This window comes from Streptomyces sp. DT224, assembly GCF_049844595.1.
Classification (GTDB): domain Bacteria; phylum Actinomycetota; class Actinomycetes; order Streptomycetales; family Streptomycetaceae; genus Streptomyces.
In genome coordinates, this window is record NZ_JBNCLI010000001.1 from 346,870 (window position 1) to 367,894 (window position 21,025).

Here is a 21,025-nt window from a genome sequence, read left to right on the forward strand (position 1 = left end):
CCGGCACGCGAGTGGGGCCCACCGGGCCTGCACGCTCAGAACAAGCGCAGCTTGTCGTCCTCGATGCCGCGCATCGCGTCGTAGTCCAGGACCACACAGCCGATGCCGCGGTCCGTGGCCAGGACGCGGGCCTGCGGCTTGATCTCCTGGGCGGCGAAGATGCCCTTGACCGGGGCCAGGTGCGGGTCCCGGTTGAGGAGTTCCAGGTAACGCGTCAGCTGTTCGACGCCGTCGATGTCGCCGCGCCGCTTCAGCTCGACGGCCACCGTCTGCCCGTCCGCGTCGCGGCACAGGATGTCGACCGGGCCGATGGCCGTGAAGTACTCGCGGCGGATCAGCGTGTAGCCCTCGCCCAGGGTCTCGATGCGGTCCGCGAGCAGTTCCTGGAGGTGCGCCTCGACGCCGTCCTTGATCAGCCCCGGATCGACGCCCAGTTCGTGGCTCGAGTCATGGAGGATTTCCTCCATTGTGATGATCAGTTTTTCGCCCGCCTTGTTCACCACGGTCCAGACGCCCTCGGTGTCGCCGCTGCCCTCCTTCAGGGTGCAGGGCGGCGACATCCAGTTGAGGGGTTTGTACGCCCTGTCGTCGGCGTGAATCGACACGCTCCCGTCCGCCTTCACCAGGATGAGGCGGGGAGCGGAGGGCAGGTGGGCGGTGAGCCGGCCCGCGTAATCCACGGAGCAGCGGGCGATGACGAGACGCATGGTCGGCAACGCTACTCGACAACGAGGGCCCGGCGCGATTCACCCATCCGTCACTCCCGTCCCTTCCGGAGTTGACGCTTTCTGTCTTGCCCCTCTTTGAACCCCTTCGTTATTGGCCGGTTGTGTTCCCAATCTCCTGGTGCGGCCTGGACTGCGCCCTTACCGTGGAAGCGGGAGGTCGCCGTGCGTGCACGCTGCGTCGTCGTCGGCGCCTTCTTCCCTGCCCGTAAGGCTCCGGTAATCCGCTGGGGCCGCGAGAGGAGAACCCATGTCGCTCGACGTCTCACCGGCTCTGTTGGAACAGGCCGAGCGAGGCGAGGTCGACGAAGCCGACTTCGTCGACTGCGTCCGGACCTCCCTGCCCTACGCATGGGAGATGATCAGCTCATTGGTGGCTCAGCTGAAGGTCGACGGCGGGGAGTTCGCCGACAACCAGACGCCGCCGCCCAATGAGCAGGCACGTGGTCAGCTGCTGCGCGCGCTCGCGAGTGATGCGATACGCGGAGCGCTGCAGCGGCACTTCGGGGTGCGTCTCGCATTCCAGAACTGCCACCGCGTCGCGGTGTTCCCGCTGGACGCCTCGGTCGACGACCGACTGGCCAAGTTCACCTCGGTGAGGGGCCAGTTGCTCAACCAGTCGCCCGAACTACGGGACTGCTGAACGCTTCAGCCGCCGTTCCGGGCCGCGGGAGGTGCAACTGGTCCGGGGCGGCGGCTCCGTACGCCCACCGCCGTACACCCCTTCGTCCGCGCGCGGGGGTCATTCGAGGAGTGGCCGTACCTCCGTGCCCAGCCGCGCTACGTTCTCCTCCGTGGCGACGAGATCTCCGGAACCCTCCACCAGGAGCGCGAAGCGGGTGATGCCCGTGCGCTCGGCGGTGACGGCGAGGCGCTCGGCCGCGAGCTCCGGCGTGCCGACGGGATGAAGGCCGCACAGCAGCTCCGCGTACCCGACGGGGTCCCGCATCACGCGGTGCCGGCCGTCCACCGTCACATGCGCGTCCAGCCCCTGCCGCAGCCAGCCCGGCATCGCCTTCACCAGCGTCTCGACGGCGTCCTCGGTGCGGTCGGCGATCTGGGCCACCCCGGCCGACACATGCCCCGCCCCGCGCACCTTCTCCGGCGCATGGCCGGCCGCCAGCGCGCGGGACCGCCAGAGCGCCACCATCTCCGCCTTGTCCTCGTCGCCGCAGTGCATGCCGAGCAGCATCGGCAGGCCCCGGTCGGCGGCGAGCTCCACGGTCCTGCGCGAGGTGCAGGCGACGACCACCTCGGGGCCGGCCCCCTCGGCACCGTCCGCACCGATCAGCTCGTCGGCCCGGGGGACGACCGCGACCTCGCGGAAGCCGTACCGCTCGCCCCGGCCCGCCACGCGCGGCTCGCGCAGCCAGTCGAGCAGGAGCCCCAGGGACTCCGGGAACCCCTTCTCGTACGCCTCCAGACCGCCGCCGAACACCTCCAGGTCCACCCACGGCCCGCCCCGGCCGACCCCGAGGCTGAACCGGCCGCCGCTGGTCAGATGGAGCAGCGCGGCCTGCTCGCCGAGTGCCACCGGGTGCTGTGTGGGCAGCACGCTCACCGCCGTACCGACGCGGATGCGGCGGGTCCGGCCGAGCAGCTGCGCGGCCAGGGTGACGGCGGACGGGCACACCCCGTACGGCACGAAGTGATGTTCGGCCAGCCAGACCGAGTCGAGCCCGGACTCCTCGGCGACCTCGGCGGACCGGATGGCGCGGTGCAGCGCTTCCCCCGGTCCCTGGCCCGGAAACTGGGCCGCCAGTACGAACGTTCCGACACGCATCGCCAATTGCCTCCTTGCGGCCGACGCGGCTCTCCCCTACTGGCAACAACGTCTGACACGTGCCAAAGGCACGGTCCGGCACGGAGTTGTTGCGATTTTCCGGTAACCCGTCGCGCCCCGGGCCCCGAACGGCGGGTACCCCGCCCGATGGGCTCTAGGCTGGAAGAGACCTGCCCAGCCCGTACCGTGAGGTGAAACGTGTCCCCGCGCCGCAACCGCCCCCGAGGCGGCGAGAGCCGCAACGACAGCGCGAGCGAGTCGGGCGACCGGTACGGCGGGGGAGGGCGTACGGAGGAGTGGCGGGGCGAGGAGTGGTCGGTGCGCCCGGTCAGCGGCGCGCGCGCGGCCGGCAAGTGCTACCGCTGCCCCGGCTGCGACCAGGAGATCCCGTCCGGCGTGCCGCATCTGGTGGCCTGGTCCGAGTACGGCGGGATCGACGACCGCAGGCACTGGCACAAAGCCTGCTGGAACGCGAAGGACCGCCGCACCACGAAGGTGCAGCGGTCCCGGAACGCGCCGCGCTACTGAGGGGGCGCGGCCTCAGACGTCGCGCTGGTTCATCGAGAGGTACGCCCCGCCCATGGCCACGGCCGTCACGACGAGGAGGATCCACAGCGGCTGCCAGCCGGAGGGGCCGCCGGACGACGTGACCGAGTTGTCGTAGAAGACGCTCAGCTGGTTGGGGATCGAGTACTCCAGCAGCTTCTCCTGGAGCGTCGACAGCGACGACGCGAACATGAAGATGGCCAGCACGAGCGGCAGCAGCACCACGCCGATCATGATCGTGATCGCCCCGGCCGAGTGCCGGATCAGCGCGCCGACCGCGAGGGCGAGCAGCCCCAGCGTCGCCACGTAGAGACTGACACCGACCGTGGCGCGCAGCCACTCCTCGCCGCTGGGCGAGGCCGCGTCCAGCATGGACGACTGGATCAGGGCGACCACCGACGTCATCACCGTGGTGAGGACGAAGGTGAGCAGGAAGAAGACGAGCGCCTTGGCGCCGAGCACCCGGCCCCGGCTCGGGCAGGCCGTCAGCGTCGTACGGATCATGCCCGTGCCGTACTCCGACGCGATCGTCATCACGCCGAGCGTGATCACACAGATCGTGCCGAGCAGCACCCCGAAGAAGCCGAGGCTCAGGACGGGGGTCTCGTTCATGCCCGCGTCGGACGCGGAGACGGCGACGGCCGCGAGCACCCCGATGACCAGCAGCAGCGCGGTCATGACGCCGAGCGTCCACATGGTCGAGCGCACGGACCGGATCTTGGTCCACTCCGAGGCGATGGCGTCCCCGAGCGTCGCGGGACGCAGCGGGATCGGCGAGGTGTAGTACCCCTGCGGCTGCTGGTACGCCTGCTGCGGCGCGGGCTGCTGCTGGTACGCCTGCGGCGTCGGCGGCGTGGTCATCGGGGGTCCTCGCTGGTCTCGCGCTTGGTCAGGTCTGCGGGGGCGGGGGCCTCGGCGGGCACCGCCGGGGCGGGAGCGGCGGCGGCCGGCGCGGGCGCCTGGGCCGGGGGCGTGGGCATGGGCGACTGGCCGGGCGCGACGGCCGCGTACGGGTTCTGTCCGGGCGGCGGCGGGGCGTACCAGCCCTGCTGCGGCACGTCCGGCACGGGCTGCTGCGGCGGCGGGGCGTACCCCGGCTGCTGCCCGTAGCCGGGATGCGGCGGCTGCTGCTGGAGGTGGGCCCGCTGGTCGACCGTCGAACGGTAGTCCACGGCGCCCTGCGTCATCCGCATGTACGCCTCTTCCAGCGACGCCTGGTGCGGCGAGAGCTCCCACAGCCGGACGTCCGACTCATGGGCCAGGTCGCTGATCCGGGGGAGCGCCAGACCGGTGACGCGCAGGGCGCCGTCCGGCTCCGACAGGACCTGGCCGCCCGCCTCGGTGAGTGTGGCGGTCAGCTTCTCCCGCTGTTCCGGCGTCTCGTCCGGGACGCGGACCCGGGCGAAGTCGGCCGAGTTGGCCGAGATGAAGTCCTTGACGCTCATGTCGGCCATCAGCTGGCCGCGCCCGATCACGATCAGGTGGTCGGCGGTGACGGCCATCTCGCTCATCAGGTGCGAGGAGACGAAGACCGTGCGGCCCTCGGACGCCAGCATCTTCATCAGATTGCGGACCCAGAGGATGCCCTCCGGGTCGAGGCCGTTGACCGGTTCGTCGAACAGCAGCACCTGCGGGTCGCCGAGCAGCGCCGCCGCGATGCCCAGGCGCTGCCCCATGCCCAGCGAGAACCCCTTGGAGCGCTTACGGGCCACGTCCTGGAGGCCGACGACGCCCAGCACCTCGTCCACCCGGGCCTCCGGGATGCCGGCCAGCTGGGCGAGCGAGAGCAGGTGGTTGCGGGCGCTGCGCCCGCCGTGCACCGCCTTGGCGTCGAGCAGGGCGCCCACCTGGCGGGGCGCGTTCGGCAGGTTCCGGAACTCGTGGCCGCCGATGGTGACCCGGCCGGCCGTCGGCCGGTCCAGGCCGAGGATCATGCGCATGGTGGTCGACTTGCCCGACCCGTTGGGACCGAGGAACCCGGTGACGGCACCCGGCCGCACCTGGAAGGAAAGGTTGTACACGGCCGTCTTCGCGCCATAGCGCTTGGTCAGGCCGACTGCCTCGATCATGCTCCAGCCCCATCGACTTATCTGTCGTCGGGGCACACGCCGTCCGGCCGCACGCCCCCGTATGAGTGAGGAGGATATCCACGCCTTGACGGTTCCGCCCAAGCCGTCACGGGGGTGAGTCCCCTCGCCGCTCCGGACGGGCTCTCAGGCGTCCCGCTTCTTGAGTACGAGGAAACCGCCGAGCACCGCGGCCGCCACCCAGCCCACCATGATCAGCAGCCCGGCCCACGGCCCGTACGGCGCCGGATCGCTGTCCATCGCGTTCGGCACCACCTGCATGATCTTCGAGCCGGCCTGGTCCGGGAAGTACTGGGCGACCTTCTTGGCGCCCGGCACCGCCGAGAGGATCTGCGAGACCAGGAAGAAGAACGGCATCAGGATGCCCAGCGACAGCATGGAGCTGCGCAGCATCGCCGCCACCCCCATGGAGAACAGCGCGATCAGCCCCATGTAGAGACCGCCGCCGACGACCGCGCGCAGCACGTTGTCCGCGCCGATGTCCGTACCGTGGTCGCCCAGCAGCGCCTGGCCGAGGAAGAACGTCACGAAGCTGGTGACCAGCCCGACCACCAGCGCGAGGACCCCGGCCACCAGCATCTTGCTGAACAGGAACGTCGCCCGTTGCGGCACGGCCGCCAGCGAGGTGCGGATCATGCCGGAGCTGTACTCCGTACCGACGACGAGCACCCCGAACACCACCATCGCCAGCTGGCCGAGGATCATCCCGGAGAAGCTGACGAACGTCGGGTCGAAGGTGAGCCGCTCCTCCGGCTTGAGGTCGTCGAACTGCGCGTCCATCACCGCGCACAGGGCCGCGCCCATCGCCACGGTGACCAGGAACGCCGAGATCAGCGTCCAGGTGGTGGAGGAGACCGTGCGGATCTTGGTCCATTCGGAGGTCAGGACCGCGGGGACCGAAGCCATCGTCACGCCCCCTCTCCGCCGCGGGGCCGCTGGACCCAGCCCTCGCCCCACTGCGGGCCCTCGGGCGGTGGTGCGCCGCCGGGCTCCGAGTGCGCGTGGTATTCGACCGAGCCCGCCGTCATCTGCATGAACGCCTCCTCCAGCGACGCCCGCTGGGCGCTCAGCTCGTGCAGCGTGATCGAGTGCCTGGCCGCCAGCTCGCCCAGGTCCTCGGTGGTGGCGCCGTCCACCTCCAGCGTGCCGCCCTCCGCCTCGACGGCGACGACACCCTCCTGGTGCAGCACGTCCCGCAGCCGCTCCTGCTGCGGGGAGCGCAGCCGGACGTAACTGCGCGAGTTCTCGTGGATGAAGTCGGCCATCGAGGTGTCCGCGAGCAGCCTGCCCTGGCCGATCACGATCAGATGGTCGGCGGTCAGCGCCATCTCGCTCATCAGGTGCGAGGAGACGAAGATCGTCCGGCCCTGCGCGGCGAGCGTCTTCATCAGATTCCGGATCCAGTGGATGCCCTCGGGGTCGAGCCCGTTGACCGGCTCGTCGAACATCAGGATCCGGGGATCACCCAGGAGCGCCGACGCGATGCCCAGGCGCTGGCCCATGCCGAGCGAGAAACCCTTGGACTTCTTCCTCGCCACCGCGGTCAGGCCCACGGTCTCCAGCACCTCGGCCACCCGCTGTTCGGGAATGCGGTTGCTCTGCGCCAGACAGAGCAGGTTGTTGTACGCGCTGCGCCCGCCGTGCATCGCCTTGGCGTCCAGGAGCGCCCCGATGTACTTCAGCGGTTCCTCGAGTTCGCGGTAGTGCTTGCCGTCGATCCGCACGGAACCGCTGGTCGGGTTGTCGAGACCGAGCATCATCCGCATCGTGGTGGACTTGCCCGCCCCGTTGGGGCCCAGAAAACCCGTCACCATTCCCGGTTTGATCACGCAGGACAACTGGTCGACGGCGACCTTGTTCCCGTACCTCTTCGTGAGGCCATCGAGCTCGATCATGCGTTCACGCTAGAACGGCCGCGTGCCCGGCGCCACCACAAGGGCGGAACCGGGCACGCGGGTACGGCGAGCGGAATCAGCGCGTCTGCTGGGCCGGGACGCCGCGCGAGGCGGGCTCCTCGTCGGCGGGGGTGCCGGCGGCGGCCACCGCGGCACCGGTCAGCGTCGCCAGCATCTCGCGGACGTTGGTCAGCTGCGCGTTGATCGAGTCGCGGCGGTTGGTGAGGGCCGCGAGCTCGCGCTCCGACTCGCTGCGGATGCGGTCGGCCTTCGCGTTGGCGTCCGCCACGATGTCCTCGGACTGGCGCTGCGCGGTCTCCACCGTCTGACGGGCCCGGCGCTCGGCGTCCGTGCGCAGCTTCTCGGCCTCCAGGCGAAGCTGCTCGGCGCGGTGCTCGATCTCGGCGAGGCGCTTCTCGGCCTTGGCCTGGCGGGACGCGAGGTCGCGCTCCGACTGGTCGCGGCGCTTGGCGAGGTTGGTCTCGAAGTCCGCGGCGGCCTGGGCCGCCTTGGCGCGGGTCTCCTCGAAGAGGGCGTCGGCCTCCTCCCGCTTCTGCGCCGCGTCCTTCTGCGCGTCGGCGCGCAGTGCGGTGGCCTCACCCTTGGCCTTGTCGACGATGCGGACGCCGTCGTCCTCGGCCTTGGCCTTGCGCTCGGCGGCGAACGTCTCGGCGTCGTTGCGCACCTGCTGGGCGGCGGACTCGGCGAGCTCGCGGTGCTGCTCGGCGGCGCGACGGGCCTCCTCGCGCAGGTCCTTCGCCTCCTCCTCGGCCAGGCGGAGGATCTTCTCCACACGCGCGCCGAGACCCGCGTACGACGGCTCCGCGTCGTTCACCTGGGCCTGGGCGTTCTGCGTTTCGAGGTGCAGCTCCTCGATGCGCTTTTCCAGCGATGTGATGCGGGAGAGAGCACTATCACGGTCGGCGACGAGCTTGGTAATGCGGTCATCCACCTGACCGCGGTCGTAACCACGCCGCACGAGTTCGAAGCCGAAGGGGGAGGAAGGGTCACTCATGGGGTTCCTGTCGAAGTGAGACCGGTGAGGTGATAGAGGGAATCCTAGGGGCCGAAACGGCGTGTCATCGAGTGGATGCCGGTTTGATCTGGAGAATGACACCCCTTTTGAGTGGCGAACACGCTCTACCCCTTGCCACTCGGACGATTGACGGTCCATGGGCAACCACGGGCGACGGCCCGTCGACTACCCATCGGACTGCTTGCCACTCGATCGAGTGCCCGCGGCGGCACCGGCTTTGACGCCGCCGGCCGGTGCGGAGCCCCCGCCCTTACCGCCCGCCGCAGGGGTCTCGAAAGACTCCAACGCCTCCAGCACGTCCTGGACACGGGAGATCTCCGTGTTGATGTCCTCGCGCCGGCGCACCAGGACCTCCAGCTCGCGCCGGCCCTCGTCCACCATCCGCTTGGCCTCGGCCTCGGCGTCCGCCCGCAGCTTCTCGGCCTCGCGCACCAGACTGGCCTTCTTCTGCTCGGCCTCCTTCAGCAGCGACTCGGCCCGCTTCACCGCGGCGATCCTGACCTTGCTCGCCTCCGAGTTGGCGTCCGCCAGCAGCTCCTTGGCCTTGGCGTCGGCCTCCTCGCGCTGCTCGGTGGCGGCCTTGATCAGCTTGTCGACGCGCTCGCCGACCGTCTTGACCTGCTCGGCCGTCTCCCGGCGCGCCCGGTCGTGCAGCTCCTGGACCTCGGTCTCCGCACGGGCCTTCAGATTCTCGGCCCGCTCCCGGATCTGCGTGGCGTCCCGGCGCGCGCCGACCAGCAGCTCGTCCGCGTCCGTCCGGGCCCGCTCCACCATCGCATTGCCCTCGACCGTCGCCTCGGAGGTGATCCGCACCGCCTCCTTGCGCGCCGCGCCGACCATCGCGTCGGCCTGCTCCTCCGCCTCCGTGGCGGCGCGCAGCGCCTCCTCCTGGGCCTTGGCGATGAGCTGGTCCGCCTGCTCCGCGGCGTCCGCCCGGCGCTTCGAAGCCGCCTCGCGCGCCTCGTCGAGCAGCCGGTCCGCCTCCTGCCGCGCCTCGGCCCGCATCTGCTCGGCGGCCGCCTCCGCGTCCGCCCGCAGCCGCTCCGCCTCCTCGCGGGTGCGCGCCGCGTGCTCCTGGGCGGAGCCCACGGTGGCCGAAGCCTCCGCCCGCATCCGCTCCGCGTCACCCGCGGCCTCGTCCACGGTCCGGGCCGCCTGGCGCTCCGCGTCCGTGCGCAGCCGCTCGGCCTCGGCGGTCGCCTCGGACACCAGCAGGTCGGCCTGGGCCGCCGCCTCGGTCCGCATCCGGTTGGCGTCCTCGCGGGCCTCCGCCCGGCTGCGCGCCGCGTCCTGCTCGGCGGACGCCAGCGCGTCCGACGCCTCGGTGCGCATCCGCTGGCTGTACTCGGCGGTGTCGGCCCGCAGCCGCTCGGACTCCGCGATCGCCTCGGAGACCGTGCGCTCCGCCATCGCCTTCGCGGCGTCCGTCTCCTCCTTGGCCACCTGGCGGATGCGCGAGGCGTCCTCGCCCGCCCGCTCCCGCTCGGCGTGCGCGTCGGCCCGCAGCCGGTCGGCCTCGTCCTGGGCCTCCGACTTCGTCCGCTCCGCGACGTGCTCCGCCGTCGAGCGCAACCCGGCGATCTCCGCCTCGGCCTGCTCCTGGAGCCCGCTGACCGCGTCCCGCACCTGCTGGGCGGTCTGCTCGGCCGCGGCCACCAGCTCGGCCGCCCGGGTCTCCGCCTCGCCGGTCAGGCGCTGCGCCTCGGCCTGCGCCTCCTCGACCCGCTTGCGCGCGGAGGCCAGCAGCTCCTCGCTCTGCTCACGGGCGCGCTCGCGCTCCTGGTTCGCCTCGGAGCGGGCCGCGTCCAGCGTCTCCTCGGCCTCGCGCCGCCGCCGGTTCGCCTCCTCCTGGGCGGCGGCCAGCGCCTCCGCGGCCTCCGTGCCCACCCGTTCGGCCGCCGCGGCGGCCTCCGACCGCATCCGGTCGGCGCTCTCCTGCGCCTCGGTCCGCAGCCGCTCCGCCTCGGTGGCGGCCTCGGTGCGCAGCCGTACGGCGACGGCCTCGCCCTCGGCACGGGACTGCGAGGCGTCCGCCGCGGCCTCGTCGCGCAGCCGCTGGGCCTCGGCCTCCACCTGCTCCTGGAGCGTCCGCAGCCGCTCGGCGGACTCCGCGCGCAGCCGCTCGGACTCCTCAGCGGCCTCGCGCCGGATGCGCTCCGCCTCCGTACGCGCCTCGCCGAGCGCCTGCTCGGCCGCGGCGACCCGGGCCCCGGCCTCGTCCTTCAGCCGGGTCAGCTCGTCGGCCGCCTCCGACTGCCGGGCCGCGACCGCGAGCTCCGTCTCCTCGCGCAGCGCCGACGCCGCCCGATCCGCCGCGGTCCGCGCCGCCTCCGCCTGCTCCTCGGCCTCCGTGCGCAGCCGCTCCGCCTCGGCGCGGGCCCGGTCGAGCGCCTCCTCCGCCTGCCGGCGCAGCACGGCGGCCCGCTCCGTGGCCTCGGTCCGGACCCGCTCGCCCTCGGCGGTCGCGGTACCGCGCAGCTCCTCCGCGTCGGCCTTGGCCTTCGCGAGCAGCTCCTCGGCGGTCTTCGCGCCCTCCTCGATCTGCTGGAGGGCCTCGCGGCGGGCCTCGCCCCGGATCCGCTCGCCCTCCGCGACCGCCTCGGCCCGCAGCTGCTCGGCCTCGCCGCGCAGCCGGCGCGCCTCCTCCTGGAGCTCGACCGTCTTGGCCCGGTACTCCTTGGTGTCGTCCTTGGCCGCGCCCTTGAGCTGGTCGGCCTGCTCGGCCGCCTCGCCGCGCAGCCGGTCCGCCTCGGCCTCGGCCTCGCGGCGGATGCGCTCGGCCTCCTCGCCCGCCGCCCGGGTGGCCGCCTTCGCGTCCTCGGACGCCTTGGTCAGGATCTCCTCGGCGGACCGGGCCGCCTTCGCGAGCTGGGCCGCCGCGTCCTCGGCGGCGGCGGTGCGCGCGGCCTCGGCCGCCTCCGCACGCAGCCGCTCGGCCTCGGCACGGGCGTCCGCGAGCGCCTGCTCGGCCTCCGCCTTGAGGGTCTCGGACTCCTTGGTCGCCTCGCCGACCAGCCGGGCGATCTCCGTCTTCGCGGTCCGGGTGCGCTGCTCGTTCTGCGACTCGGCGGACGCCAGCCGCTTGACCGCGGCCTCCTTGGCCTCGGCGAGGACCTTCTCGGCCTCCAGACGCGCCTCGCGCAGCCGGGTCTCGGCCTCCTGCATGCGCTGCTCGGCGGCCCGGTTCAGCTCGGTCGTCCGCTGCCGGGTCTGCTCGGTCTCCGCGGTCGTCGTCAGCCGCAGCTGCTCCGCGTGGCTGGTGGCCTCCTGCGCCTGGCCGGCGGCGGCGCTGAGCATCCGCTCGGCGTCCTTGCGGGCGCGCGACAGGATCGACTCGGCCTCGGCCCGGGCGGACTCCGCCTCGGAGCCGATGCGCTGACGGGTCTCCTCGGCCAGCCGGGCGGCCTCGGCCCGGGCGGCGGCGAGCGCCTGCTCGGCCTCGGCCCGGGACTCCTCCATCAGACGGCGGGCCTGCGACTCCGTCCGGGCCCGCAGCTGCTCGGCCCACGCGACGTTCTCGTTGACGTGGGACTCGACGGTCTGGCGGCGCTCCGCCAGCTCCTGGTCGAGCTGCTGGCGGCGCTGCACCGCCTCGTTGTGCAGCTCGGCCTGGAGGCGGGCCTGGTGCTCGGCGTGCTCCTGGAGGATGCGCTGCGTCTGGGCGCGGGCGTCGCGCAGCTCGCGCTCGGCGTCGCTGCGCAGCTGCTCGGCCTGGATCTGGGCGTTCCGGAGCAGCTGCTCCGCCTGGTAGCCGATGTCCGCGCTGTCGTAGGCGGGACGCATCGCCAGACTGCGCCGTGCCTCGTGCAGCTTGGCACGCAGGACCTCGACCTGGTAACCGAGGTCCTCGGCGTGCTGGACGGCCTTCTCACGGTCGGTCCTGAGCCGGTCCATCTCGGCCTCGAACCGCGAGAGATGGTCGTCTTCAGCTCGGTGGCTCTCCTGGCGTTCGTAGCCCCGCACTGCGCGGTCCCATCCTTCCCCGAGCTCTCAACGTTCGGGGAATGGTGACAGATCAACGGCTGGGAACGCGGCGCGCCCCCGACCCGGCCCCGGCCCGGAAGAGCCCACTCTACCGGGCGGGTATGGCTGCGGTCAGTGCTCCGTCTTCGCCGTGACCAGTTCGGTGAGGACGCCGTGGCAGTCCTTGGGGTGGAGGAAGGTGATCCTGGACCCCATCGAGCCCGTCCTGGGCTCGTCGTACAGCACCCGGACCCCCTTCTCGCGGATGTCCGCGGCGTCCGCGTCGACGTCCGCCGTACCGAAGGCGATGTGGTGCACGCCCTCGCCGTTCTTGGCCAGCCACTTGCCCACGGCCGAGTCCTCCCGGGTGGGCTCCAGGAGCTGGAGGTACGAGGCGCCGCCGTCGGACGTACCGTTGATCTTGAGCATGGCCTCGCGTACGCCCTGCTCCTCGTTGACCTCGGTGTGGAAGACCTCGAAGCCGTAGGTCGCGCGGTAGAACTCGACGGTCGCGTCAAGGTCGGTACAGGCGATTCCGATGTGGTCGATTCGCGTCAGCATGGGACCAGTGCAGCGCGCTCCGGATGGTTACGCAACGTGCGCGCCATCACACCCGCTGCCGGATGACGGGGGCGATACCGCTCAGTACATTCAAGTAAACCCTCGTTCACATCTACTCCAAGGGGCTGTGCCTCATGTCAGGAACGACCGGTACCACTTCCGTGATCGTCGCGGGCGCCCGGACGCCCATGGGCCGGCTCCTCGGCTCCCTGAAGAGCTTCTCGGCGGCCGACCTCGGCGGCTTCGCCATCAAGGCGGCGCTGGACCGGGCCGGCATCGGCGGCGACCAGGTCGAGTACGTGATCATGGGCCAGGTGCTCCAGGCCGGCGCGGGCCAGATCCCCGCCCGCCAGGCCGCGGTCAAGGCCGGAATCCCGATGAACGTGCCCGCGCTCACCGTCAACAAGGTGTGCCTCTCCGGGCTCGACGCCATCGCCCTGGCCGACCAGCTCATCCGCGCCGGTGAGTTCGACGTCGTCGTGGCCGGCGGCCAGGAGTCCATGACGAACGCCCCGCACCTGCTCCCGAAGTCCCGCGAGGGCCACAAGTACGGCGCGATCGAGATGCTGGACTCCATGGCGTACGACGGTCTGACCGACGCCTACGAGAACATCCCGATGGGCGAGTCCACCGAGAAGCACAACACCCGCCTCGGCCTCGACCGCGCCGCCCAGGACGAGATCGGCGCCCAGTCCCACCAGCGCGCCGCCGCCGCCCAGAAGAACGGCCTGTTCGAGGCCGAGATCACCCCGGTCGAGATCCCGCAGCGCAAGGGCGACCCGGTCCTCTTCGCCAAGGACGAGGGCATCCGCCCCGAGACCACCGTGGAGTCCCTGGGCAAGCTGCGCCCGGCCTTCGCCAAGGACGGCACGATCACCGCGGGCACCTCCTCGCAGATCTCCGACGGCGCCGCCGCGGTCGTCGTCATGAGCAAGGCCAAGGCCGAGGAGCTGGGCCTGGAGTGGATCGCCGAGCTCGGCGCCCACGGCAATGTGGCGGGCCCGGACAACTCGCTCCAGTCGCAGCCGTCCAACGCCATCCGGCACGCCCTGAAGAAGGAGGGCATCGGCGTGGAGGACCTCGACCTCATCGAGATCAACGAGGCGTTCGCGGCCGTCGCCGTCCAGTCCATGAAGGACCTCGGCGTCACCTCGGACAAGGTCAACGTCAACGGCGGTGCCATCGCGCTCGGCCACCCCATCGGCATGTCCGGCGCCCGCGTGGTGCTGCACCTGGCGCTGGAGCTCAAGCGGCGCGGCGGCGGCACCGGTGCGGCGGCGCTGTGCGGCGGCGGCGGCCAGGGCGACGCGCTGATCCTGCGCGTGCCGGGCAAGTAGAGCGGTACGGGAAGACCCGGTGAGCGGAACGGAGCGGTGATGGTGGACGTCCCCACCCTGGTGGAGCAGGCCCGCGCGGGCGGACCGCGGGCGGTGGCCCGGCTCATCTCCCTGGTGGAGGGTGCCTCGCCGCAACTGCGCGAGGTGATGGCGGCGCTGGCGCCGCTGGCGGGCGGCGCGTACGTGGTCGGCCTGACCGGTTCGCCCGGCGTCGGCAAGTCCACGTCGACGTCGGCGCTCGTCTCCGCGTACCGGAAGCAGGGCAAGCGGGTCGCCGTGCTCGCCGTCGACCCGTCCTCGCCGTTCTCCGGCGGGGCGCTGCTGGGCGACCGGGTACGGATGTCGGACCACGCCTCCGACCCGGGCGTCTACATCCGCTCCATGGCGACCCGCGGCCACCTCGGCGGCCTCGCCTGGGCGGCCCCGCAGGCGATCCGGGTCCTCGACGCGTCGGGGTTCGACGTGATCCTGGTGGAGACCGTGGGTGTCGGCCAGTCCGAGGTGGAGATCGCCTCGCAGGCCGACACCTCGGTCGTCCTCCTCGCCCCCGGCATGGGCGACGGCATCCAGGCCGCGAAGGCGGGGATCCTGGAGATCGGCGACGTGTACGTGGTGAACAAGGCGGACCGGGACGGCGCCGACGCCACCGCCCGCGAGCTCAACCACATGCTGGGCCTCGGGGAGTCCCGGGGCCCGGGCGACTGGCGGCCGCCGATCGTGAAGACGGTCGCCGCCCGGGGCGAGGGCGTCGACGAGGTGGTCGAGGCCCTGGAGAAGCACCGGGCGTGGATGGAGGAGCGCGGCGTCCTCGGCGAACGCAGGGCGGCCCGCGCCGCCCGCGAGGTCGAGGCGATCGCGGTCACCCGCCTCCGCGAACGCATCGGCACCCTGCACGGCGACCGCCGCCTGGACGCCCTGGCCGAACGCATCGTGGCGGGCCGCCTCGACCCGTACGCGGCGGCGGACGAACTGGTGGCGGGACTGACGGGCGAGGGCTGAGGCCCGGGCCCGTCACGGGGGCGCTGCCCCCGGGGCCCCGGTTTCGGGTGGGGGCGGGCAGGGGAACAGGCCCGCCGCAGGCGCACCGCCCCCGCCGCACCCCTACCGCTGACCCCGCAAATGCTCCGCCACCGGGGTCAACGCCGCCCGCAACTCCGCCAGCGCCTCCGGAGACAGCAGGTCCACGAAGTGGCGGCGCACGGACGCCACATGGTGCGGCGCCACCCGCCGCATCGTCTCCGCCCCCTCGTCCGTCAGCACCGCGTACAGCCCTCGCCGGTCCGACTCGCAGTTCTCCCGCCGGACCAGACCCGCGCTCTCCATGCGCGTGATCTGGTGCGAGAGCCGGCTCTTGGACTGCAGGGTCGCGCCCGCGAGGTCGCTCATCCGCATCCGGCGGTCGTCCGACTCCGAGAGGTTGACGAGGATCTCGTAGTCGTTCATGGTCAGGCCGAACGGCTGGAGGTCCTTCTCCAGCTGGTGGGTCAGCAGTCTGCTGACGTCCAGGTGGGTGCGCCAGGTGCACTGCTCGGCATCGCTCAGCCAGCGGGTGGCCGTCTCGGTCTCCATGTATGGATTCTACCTAAGAAGTTGAAAGCCGGACGAAGTCGGGGGGTGTGACACCCGGCACCGCGCACGCGGGCCGGGCCGGGCGCAGGCGTTCGATGTCACACTCCGCAGACTACCGTTCACAAATTGAAGCGACGCTGGAGGTCCCCCAGCTGACCGGGCGCCCGGGGTGTCTGCCCCGGCCCGGCGCCGCCGCCCGGCACCCCCGCCTGATGCGGCACCGCCCCCGTCGGCTGTTCGCCCATCAGCTCCTCGGAGGACTGGAGCAGCACCGTACCGGCGCCGACGAACTCGAACTGGTGCTCCTCGCCCGAGGCGCCGCCGATCCCGGTCAGCCCGCGCAGGCCGCCGAGGAAACCGGTCATGTAGCCGTGGTCGTAGTGGTGGCAGGGGGACGGGCAGTCCGCCCAGCCGACCAGGGCCTGCGGGTCCACCCGCAGCGGGGGCTCCATGAAGACCACCGGACCGTTGGACGCGGCGACGAACTTGCCCGTGCCGATCAGCGTCAGGAACCCGGGCACGATCGACTGCTTCAGCGCCAGCGACGGCTGGTACGCGAGCAGGTTGCCGGACCGGATGGTGAGGTTCCCGTCGTCCAGGTCGTAGGAGTTCACATCGAACGCCCGGTCCGCGAGCAGCATCTTGCCGCTGCCCTCGGCCACCACCCAGTCGCTCGCGTGCAGCGGGGAGTGGAAGCTCGACCGGACCAGCCGCTCGAAGCGGCCGTGCCCGATGCCGTCGAAGCCGATCTGCCCGTAGTAGGCGATCATCTTGCCCTTCTGGAGGAACCACTGGCTCCCCTTGAGCTCCACACAGAAGGTGTACGCGTTGACGTTGTCGTCCGCCGGCAGCGTCATCGGGTCGAAGACCACGGGCCCGTTCACCTTGATTCTCCCAGGATGCCCAGTCCTTCAGGGCGGGGGGGAACGGGGCCTTGAGGCGGAGCCGCGAAGCGGCGGAGTTCGCTGCACATAGGCTTTGACCTGCACTCTCTTTCGTTGTCAGTGGGGGCTGTTAGGTTGCGGATCATGGCGACGACAGCAACGGTCGAGCGGGGGTCCGGGCCTGCCCGGTACACCTACCGACTGCGCGTGCCGTCGGCCGCGCTCGCCCGCCTGGAGGCCGAGTGGGCGCGGTGTCGGTGGGTGTGGAACGAGTGCGTGGCCATGTCCCGCAAGGTCCATGCCGCGAACCGCGACGGCACCGAGAAGACGACGTGTGGTCCGGGCCGGCTCGACAAGTTGCTGACGGAGGCGCGGCAGTCGATGGCGTGGCTGCGGGAGGGTGCTTCGGTGCCGCAGCAGCAGACCATCCGTGACTTCGCCACGTCCCGTGCCAAGGCGGTCAAGGACATCAAGGCAAAGGTGCCGGTGCGGCGGCGGGCCGGGATGCCCCGAATGAAGCGCAAGCGGGATGCGCTGCCCACGCTGAACTACACCCAGCGCGGATTCCGCTTGAAGGACGGCCGTCTGCACCTCGCGGGCGGCATCGTCCTGACGGTCGTGTGGTCCCGCGAGCTGCCGTCCGTGCCTTCCTCGGTGCGGGTGTACCGGGACAGTCTGGGGCACTGGTACGCGTCGTTCGTCGTCAGCACCGAAGCCGAGCTGCTCCCGGCCACGGGGCGTGTGCTGGGTGTGGACTGGGGCGTGAAGGAGACCGCCACCACCACATCCGACGCCCACGACCTGCCCCACCCTGAACATGGGAAGAGCGCGGCGCGGAAGCTGGGCCGTTATCAGCGGATGATGGCCCGCCGCCGCCCCGCCAAGGGCAAGGTCGCCTCCAAGGGCTACCGCACCGCCCGGCAACAGGCCGCGAAGCTGCACAAGAAGGTGGCCCGGCAGCGGCAGGACACCGCCCGCAAGTGGGCCAAGGCGGTGGTCCGTGACCACGACGCGATCGCGGTCGAGGATTTCCGTCCGAAGTTCCTGGGGAAGACCAGCATGGCCCGCAAGGCCGCCGACGCCGCGATCGGCGCCACCAAGACGGCCCTGATCGAGATGGGGCGTAAACACGGCCGGGACGTCCGTCTCGTGCATCCCGCGCACACCACCATGGACTGCGCGTTGTGCGGTGCGAGAACCAAGCACGCACTTCCTCTTTCGGAACGTACCTATACCTGCACCGCGTGCGGAGCCGTGTCCCCGAGGGACAAGAACTCCGCGCGCGTGATGCTGGTCCGGGCTGGTCTCAACCCGGCTGGTGCTGATCGTGTAAGAGCCGGCGGGCCGCAGGTCCCCGGCCAACGTGAGCCAGGAATCCCCGCCCTTCTCTAGGGCCGGGAGGATGTCAAAGCTTCTCCTCCGACGCCTGGACGTACACCGCACCGTTGCCGCTCAGCTCCAGCTGGAAGCCCTCGCCCGAGCCGCGGCCCACCATCTCGCGCCAGCCGAGCGCGGTGGAGAGCTTGTTGCGCACGTCGCCGTGGTGGGCGACGTACGCCTGGGGATCGACGTGCACGTCGCGGCCCGGCGCGATCGGCAGCTCGATCACCCCGCCGTGCGCCATCACGGCCACCGCCCCGTGCCCCTGGAGCGTCGTGGTGAACAGGCCCTGCCCGGTCACCTGACCGCGCACCATGCCCATCACGCCGCCCTGCGAGCCCATGAACATCGTGCCCTGCTGGAGCGTGCCGTCGAAGGCGAGCAGCCGGTCCGCCTCCACGTAGAGGGTGTCCCCGGAGAGGTTGATCACGTGGATGTGGTGGCCGCCGTGGCCGAACATCACCGTGCCGTTGCCCTCGACCGTCATCAGCGGGGTCGCCTCGTTCGCCAGGCGGCGGCCGATCATCGACCTCATCCCGCCCTGGCCGCCCTGGATGTTCGGTGTGAACGCCACCTCGCCCCGGTACGCCAGCATCGCCCCGCGCTGGCTGAACATCTTCTGGCCGGGGACCACCGTCGCCTCGACCATCTTCGAGTTGATCTCACGGAACGGCATCAGACGTTCCCCCCGATCGTGTTCCGCTCGCTGGGCTGCACGTAGACCAGTCCGTCGCCCTCGAACCGGATCTGGAAGGACTCGCCGGAGCCCTCGCCGATCAGCGTCCGGAAGTTCACCCCGGACTGGAAGTGCTGCTGGAGGTTGCCCTGGTGGGCGATGTACGCGCCCGGGTCCACGAACAGCGGGTACTGGGGGGAGACCCGCAGCACCACGGCCGTGCCGTCCGACATGATCGCCGCCTGCCCGGTCCCCTCCACGGTGGTGGTGAACAGGCCGTTGCCCGTCGCCCCGCCGCGCAGGCCGGTGAACGTGGTGCCGGTGCGCAGCCCCGCGTCGGTGCAGAGCAGATTGCTCGCCTCGACGTACAGCTTGTCGCCGTGCAGCGTGACAAGGTTGATCTCGCTCGCCCGGTCCGCGAAGTAGCAGGTGCCCTGCCCGGTCACCTGCATGACCGCCATCGACTCACCGGTCAGCCTGCGGGTCACCATCCCGCGCAGTCCCTCACCGCCGCCCGTCATCTTCTTGAACGTCATCTGGCCCTCGTACGCGACCATCGAGCCGTTCTTCGCCTTGACGGCATCGCCTGCCAGATCGACGGCGAGCGTCTTGTTTCCCTCAAGCCGGAACATTGCCACCCGGCGAAAATAGCCGCAGCCGCCACCACCGGAACAGGGGCAGTCGGGCCATCGGGCCCCCGTGACCGCCTCTGATACGCATCCGGTACGGGACCCGGACACGACGAGGACGTACGCCCCGCGGAACACCGGGCGGGGACGGCGGGACCCGCCGCCGGACGTGCCCGCCCGCGATGTCACAATGGATGCCGCTTGTGCGTGCGTTCACAAGCCGTCACGCCCCTCCCACCGAAGGTGCCCCCGTGGACATCAAGACCGCTACCGCCCTGCACCGGCTGCGCCTCATCTCGATTCCCGAGGCGCTGTCCTTCCCGGCGCTGATCCTCTTCGGCTCGGTGCTGAGCCGGGTCTCCGACATCGACTTCCTGATGATGCCGCTGGGCATGCTGCACGGCGTGCTCTTCGTGATCTACGTCGTGCTGCTGCTCGACGTGTGGGCGAAGACCAAGTGGCCGCTGAAGCGCGTCGCGTTCTTCTTCCTGCTGTGCGTGCTGCCGTTCGGCGGCCTGTACGGGGACAAGGTGCTCAAGCGCTACGAGGCGGACAGCGTCATCGCCGCCCGGGCCCGCCGCGAAGGCACGGTCAGCGCATGATCGTCGCCTTCTCCGTCAGCCCGCTCGGGGTCGGCGAGGACGTCGGCGAGTACGTCGCCGACGCCGTCCGGGTCGTCCGCGAGTCGGGGCTGCCCAACCGCACCGACGCCATGTTCACCTCCATCGAGGGGGAGTGGGACGAGGTCATGGAGGTCGTCAAGCGCGCCGTGGCCGCCGTCGAGGCGCGGGCCGGGCGGGTCTCCCTGGTCCTGAAGGCGGACATCCGCCCCGGGGTCACCGACGGCCTGACCTCCAAGGTCGAGACGGTCGAGCGCTACCTCGCGGAGTGACCCCGCACCTCCGACGAGCCCCCGCCGGTCCCGGCGGGGGCTTCCGTCATTCCGGCACGGCGAGGGCGATCCCCAGCGGCGTCCGCTCGTACAGCACCTGGTGTCCGTAGCGCCGCGAGGTCAGCAGCCCCGCCGCCCGCAGCACCGACAGGTGCTCCGACACCGAGGACGGCGCCAGGCCCAGCCGGTGGGCGAGCGCACTCGTCCCCGAGGGCTCGTCCAGCGCGCACAGCACGTCCGCCCGCGCCCGCCCGAGCAGCCGCGCCAGCGCCACGGGGGTGCTCGCGCCCGGCTCCGTCCACAGGCGCCCGATGCCGCGCGCCGGATAGACGACGGCCGGGAGCCAGGGGTCCTCGAAGCCGCCGACCGTGGCCGGCCAGACGAACACGGACGGCATCAGCACCAGACCCTGGCCGCCCAGCACCCGGGAGTGCCGGCTCTTCGTGTCGGTGATGGTCAGCGTCGAGCCCGACCAGCTCAGCCGGGGGCTCAGCTCACCGAGCAACCGCTCGAAACCGACCGCCGCCAGCCGCCGCGAGTGGTACGCCACATCCGCCTCCAGGAGCGCGCGCAGCCGGGGCCAGTGCGGCGCGACCAGCACCTCCCAGGCCCGCTCCAGCAGGTCCGCCAGCTCCCGCAGGCTCCGCGCCGGGTCGGCCAGCAACGCCTGCCCGGCGGGCGAGCCCAGCGCCCCCGGCCGGCCCCGGAGCGAGGCGGCGATGTCTTGGCGGACCAGCTCCGGAGCGACCGCCCGCACCGCCGCGATCTCCTCCTCGAAGGAGGCCAGCGGCCCCACGGGCGGCGGCGAGAAGAAGTCCGGACAGTGCCCGCCGTCCGGCATCAGCAGCCACAGCCGCCCGAGTTCGAGCCCCGCCGCCGCGTCCCGGATCCGGCGCAGCCACGGCAGGTGGTAGCCCTGCTGCTCCGGGCGCGCCAGCACCCGTACCGCCGCCTGGGTCTCCCAGAGCGGGGAGACGGCGAAACGGCAGCGCAGCAGGTCGCTCCCGTCGAAATGCAACTGGGAGGACATCGGCGGACCCCGGGAAGATTCGGCTGGGGCCG

21 protein-coding genes are annotated in these 21,025 nt (G+C 71.7%); 7 read left to right on the forward strand and 14 right to left on the reverse strand.

Annotated features, from left to right (window positions below):
* Positions 1–35: 35 nt before the first annotated feature.
* The gene (gene nucS / locus ACLQ2N_RS01630; RefSeq protein WP_018550058.1) at positions 36–707 is read right to left on the reverse strand and encodes an endonuclease NucS; all 672 of its coding nucleotides are present in this window, start codon (positions 705–707) and stop codon (positions 36–38) included.
* Positions 708–975: 268 nt separating this feature from the next.
* Here nucS and ACLQ2N_RS01635 point away from each other — a divergent pair, with 268 nt between their 5' ends.
* Positions 976–1,368, forward strand: coding sequence for an SCO5389 family protein (locus tag ACLQ2N_RS01635; RefSeq protein ID WP_018102614.1), 393 nt, complete (start codon positions 976–978; stop codon positions 1,366–1,368).
* 99 nt (positions 1,369–1,467) lie between these two features.
* On the opposite strand, the gene ACLQ2N_RS01640 is transcribed toward ACLQ2N_RS01635, so the two are convergent.
* The gene (locus ACLQ2N_RS01640) at positions 1,468–2,508 is read right to left on the reverse strand and encodes an LLM class flavin-dependent oxidoreductase (RefSeq protein ID WP_425808489.1); all 1,041 of its coding nucleotides are present in this window, start codon (positions 2,506–2,508) and stop codon (positions 1,468–1,470) included.
* Positions 2,509–2,706: 198 nt separating this feature from the next.
* Between ACLQ2N_RS01640 and ACLQ2N_RS01645 the strand changes: the two genes are divergently transcribed.
* Positions 2,707–3,036 (forward strand): ATP/GTP-binding protein, encoded by a 330-nt coding sequence (locus ACLQ2N_RS01645; RefSeq protein ID WP_425808490.1) that lies wholly within the window; start codon positions 2,707–2,709, stop codon positions 3,034–3,036.
* Positions 3,037–3,048: 12 nt separating this feature from the next.
* Here ACLQ2N_RS01645 and ACLQ2N_RS01650 read toward each other — a convergent pair whose 3' ends face one another.
* The 7 genes from ACLQ2N_RS01650 to mce form a co-directional block, all read right to left on the reverse strand.
* Positions 3,049–3,915: an ABC transporter permease subunit gene (locus ACLQ2N_RS01650; protein ID WP_425808491.1), complete on the reverse strand. Its 867-nt coding sequence runs from the start codon at positions 3,913–3,915 to the stop codon at positions 3,049–3,051.
* Positions 3,912–5,123 (reverse strand): ABC transporter ATP-binding protein, encoded by a 1,212-nt coding sequence (locus ACLQ2N_RS01655; RefSeq protein ID WP_425808492.1) that lies wholly within the window; start codon positions 5,121–5,123, stop codon positions 3,912–3,914. The genes ACLQ2N_RS01650 and ACLQ2N_RS01655 overlap by 4 nt, the downstream gene beginning before the upstream one ends.
* A gap of 144 nt (positions 5,124–5,267) precedes the next feature.
* On the reverse strand, positions 5,268–6,047 hold the full coding sequence (locus ACLQ2N_RS01660; RefSeq protein ID WP_425808493.1) for an ABC transporter permease subunit: 780 nt from the start codon (positions 6,045–6,047) through the stop codon (positions 5,268–5,270).
* Between the two features lie 2 nt (positions 6,048–6,049).
* On the reverse strand, positions 6,050–7,036 hold the full coding sequence (locus ACLQ2N_RS01665) for an ATP-binding cassette domain-containing protein (RefSeq protein ID WP_425808494.1): 987 nt from the start codon (positions 7,034–7,036) through the stop codon (positions 6,050–6,052).
* Between the two features lie 76 nt (positions 7,037–7,112).
* On the reverse strand, positions 7,113–8,051 hold the full coding sequence (locus ACLQ2N_RS01670) for a cellulose-binding protein (RefSeq protein ID WP_425808495.1): 939 nt from the start codon (positions 8,049–8,051) through the stop codon (positions 7,113–7,115).
* A 186-nt stretch (positions 8,052–8,237) separates the two neighbouring features.
* Positions 8,238–12,035 (reverse strand): polarized growth protein Scy, encoded by a 3,798-nt coding sequence (scy, locus tag ACLQ2N_RS01675; protein ID WP_425808496.1) that lies wholly within the window; start codon positions 12,033–12,035, stop codon positions 8,238–8,240.
* Positions 12,036–12,167: 132 nt separating this feature from the next.
* Positions 12,168–12,596: a methylmalonyl-CoA epimerase gene (gene mce, locus ACLQ2N_RS01680; protein ID WP_425808497.1), complete on the reverse strand. Its 429-nt coding sequence runs from the start codon at positions 12,594–12,596 to the stop codon at positions 12,168–12,170.
* 134 nt (positions 12,597–12,730) lie between these two features.
* Between mce and ACLQ2N_RS01685 the strand changes: the two genes are divergently transcribed.
* Both ACLQ2N_RS01685 and meaB read left to right on the forward strand, forming a co-directional pair.
* Entirely contained in the window at positions 12,731–13,933 is a 1,203-nt protein-coding gene (locus ACLQ2N_RS01685; protein WP_425808498.1) for an acetyl-CoA C-acetyltransferase, read from the forward strand.
* Positions 13,934–13,972: 39 nt separating this feature from the next.
* Positions 13,973–14,932: a methylmalonyl Co-A mutase-associated GTPase MeaB gene (meaB, locus tag ACLQ2N_RS01690; RefSeq protein ID WP_425808499.1), complete on the forward strand. Its 960-nt coding sequence runs from the start codon at positions 13,973–13,975 to the stop codon at positions 14,930–14,932.
* A 102-nt stretch (positions 14,933–15,034) separates the two neighbouring features.
* On the opposite strand, the gene ACLQ2N_RS01695 is transcribed toward meaB, so the two are convergent.
* Both ACLQ2N_RS01695 and ACLQ2N_RS01700 read right to left on the reverse strand, forming a co-directional pair.
* On the reverse strand, positions 15,035–15,502 hold the full coding sequence (locus ACLQ2N_RS01695; protein ID WP_425808500.1) for a MarR family winged helix-turn-helix transcriptional regulator: 468 nt from the start codon (positions 15,500–15,502) through the stop codon (positions 15,035–15,037).
* A 119-nt stretch (positions 15,503–15,621) separates the two neighbouring features.
* On the reverse strand, positions 15,622–16,386 hold the full coding sequence (locus tag ACLQ2N_RS01700; protein WP_425808501.1) for an AIM24 family protein: 765 nt from the start codon (positions 16,384–16,386) through the stop codon (positions 15,622–15,624).
* Positions 16,387–16,530: 144 nt separating this feature from the next.
* On the opposite strand from ACLQ2N_RS01700, the gene ACLQ2N_RS01705 reads away from it, so the two are divergent.
* The gene (locus tag ACLQ2N_RS01705) at positions 16,531–17,778 is read left to right on the forward strand and encodes an RNA-guided endonuclease InsQ/TnpB family protein (RefSeq protein WP_425808502.1); all 1,248 of its coding nucleotides are present in this window, start codon (positions 16,531–16,533) and stop codon (positions 17,776–17,778) included.
* A 13-nt stretch (positions 17,779–17,791) separates the two neighbouring features.
* Here ACLQ2N_RS01705 and ACLQ2N_RS01710 read toward each other — a convergent pair whose 3' ends face one another.
* Both ACLQ2N_RS01710 and ACLQ2N_RS01715 read right to left on the reverse strand, forming a co-directional pair.
* Positions 17,792–18,442 carry an AIM24 family protein gene (locus ACLQ2N_RS01710; RefSeq protein WP_425808503.1) on the reverse strand — a complete coding sequence of 217 codons (651 nt, stop codon included), beginning with the start codon at positions 18,440–18,442 and terminating at the stop codon, positions 17,792–17,794.
* Complete coding sequence (locus tag ACLQ2N_RS01715) at positions 18,442–19,074, reverse strand: AIM24 family protein (RefSeq protein WP_425808973.1); 633 nt, start codon at positions 19,072–19,074, stop codon at positions 18,442–18,444. Before ACLQ2N_RS01715 ends, ACLQ2N_RS01710 begins: the two co-directional genes overlap by 1 nt.
* Positions 19,075–19,322: 248 nt before the next feature.
* On the opposite strand from ACLQ2N_RS01715, the gene ACLQ2N_RS01720 reads away from it, so the two are divergent.
* Together ACLQ2N_RS01720 and ACLQ2N_RS01725 are read left to right on the forward strand one after the other, a co-directional pair.
* Positions 19,323–19,673 carry a DUF3817 domain-containing protein gene (locus ACLQ2N_RS01720; RefSeq protein ID WP_018102592.1) on the forward strand — a complete coding sequence of 117 codons (351 nt, stop codon included), beginning with the start codon at positions 19,323–19,325 and terminating at the stop codon, positions 19,671–19,673.
* Entirely contained in the window at positions 19,670–19,963 is a 294-nt protein-coding gene (locus ACLQ2N_RS01725; RefSeq protein WP_365680649.1) for an MTH1187 family thiamine-binding protein, read from the forward strand. Before ACLQ2N_RS01720 ends, ACLQ2N_RS01725 begins: the two co-directional genes overlap by 4 nt.
* A gap of 46 nt (positions 19,964–20,009) precedes the next feature.
* On the opposite strand, the gene ACLQ2N_RS01730 is transcribed toward ACLQ2N_RS01725, so the two are convergent.
* Positions 20,010–20,993: a DUF5937 family protein gene (locus tag ACLQ2N_RS01730; protein ID WP_425808504.1), complete on the reverse strand. Its 984-nt coding sequence runs from the start codon at positions 20,991–20,993 to the stop codon at positions 20,010–20,012.
* Positions 20,994–21,025 lie beyond the last annotated feature (32 nt).

What these genes read in the sequence shown, in the direction of transcription:
- nucS (WP_018550058.1), bottom strand. Translation starts at nt 707, where the DNA reads ATGCGTCTCGTCATCGCCCGCTGCTCCGTGGATTACGCGGGCCGGCTC.
- ACLQ2N_RS01635 (WP_018102614.1), top strand. Translation starts at nt 976, where the DNA reads ATGTCGCTCGACGTCTCACCGGCTCTGTTGGAACAGGCCGAGCGAGGC.
- ACLQ2N_RS01640 (WP_425808489.1), bottom strand. Translation starts at nt 2,508, where the DNA reads ATGCGTGTCGGAACGTTCGTACTGGCGGCCCAGTTTCCGGGCCAGGGA.
- ACLQ2N_RS01650 (WP_425808491.1), bottom strand. Translation starts at nt 3,915, where the DNA reads ATGACCACGCCGCCGACGCCGCAGGCGTACCAGCAGCAGCCCGCGCCG.
- ACLQ2N_RS01655 (WP_425808492.1), bottom strand. Translation starts at nt 5,123, where the DNA reads ATGATCGAGGCAGTCGGCCTGACCAAGCGCTATGGCGCGAAGACGGCC.
- ACLQ2N_RS01660 (WP_425808493.1), bottom strand. Translation starts at nt 6,047, where the DNA reads ATGGCTTCGGTCCCCGCGGTCCTGACCTCCGAATGGACCAAGATCCGC.
- ACLQ2N_RS01665 (WP_425808494.1), bottom strand. Translation starts at nt 7,036, where the DNA reads ATGATCGAGCTCGATGGCCTCACGAAGAGGTACGGGAACAAGGTCGCC.
- ACLQ2N_RS01670 (WP_425808495.1), bottom strand. Translation starts at nt 8,051, where the DNA reads ATGAGTGACCCTTCCTCCCCCTTCGGCTTCGAACTCGTGCGGCGTGGT.
- mce (WP_425808497.1), bottom strand. Translation starts at nt 12,596, where the DNA reads ATGCTGACGCGAATCGACCACATCGGAATCGCCTGTACCGACCTTGAC.
- ACLQ2N_RS01685 (WP_425808498.1), top strand. Translation starts at nt 12,731, where the DNA reads ATGTCAGGAACGACCGGTACCACTTCCGTGATCGTCGCGGGCGCCCGG.
- meaB (WP_425808499.1), top strand. Translation starts at nt 13,973, where the DNA reads ATGGTGGACGTCCCCACCCTGGTGGAGCAGGCCCGCGCGGGCGGACCG.
- ACLQ2N_RS01695 (WP_425808500.1), bottom strand. Translation starts at nt 15,502, where the DNA reads ATGGAGACCGAGACGGCCACCCGCTGGCTGAGCGATGCCGAGCAGTGC.
- ACLQ2N_RS01705 (WP_425808502.1), top strand. Translation starts at nt 16,531, where the DNA reads ATGGCGACGACAGCAACGGTCGAGCGGGGGTCCGGGCCTGCCCGGTAC.
- ACLQ2N_RS01710 (WP_425808503.1), bottom strand. Translation starts at nt 18,442, where the DNA reads ATGCCGTTCCGTGAGATCAACTCGAAGATGGTCGAGGCGACGGTGGTC.
- ACLQ2N_RS01715 (WP_425808973.1), bottom strand. Translation starts at nt 19,074, where the DNA reads ATGTTCCGGCTTGAGGGAAACAAGACGCTCGCCGTCGATCTGGCAGGC.
- ACLQ2N_RS01725 (WP_365680649.1), top strand. Translation starts at nt 19,670, where the DNA reads ATGATCGTCGCCTTCTCCGTCAGCCCGCTCGGGGTCGGCGAGGACGTC.
- ACLQ2N_RS01730 (WP_425808504.1), bottom strand. Translation starts at nt 20,993, where the DNA reads ATGTCCTCCCAGTTGCATTTCGACGGGAGCGACCTGCTGCGCTGCCGT.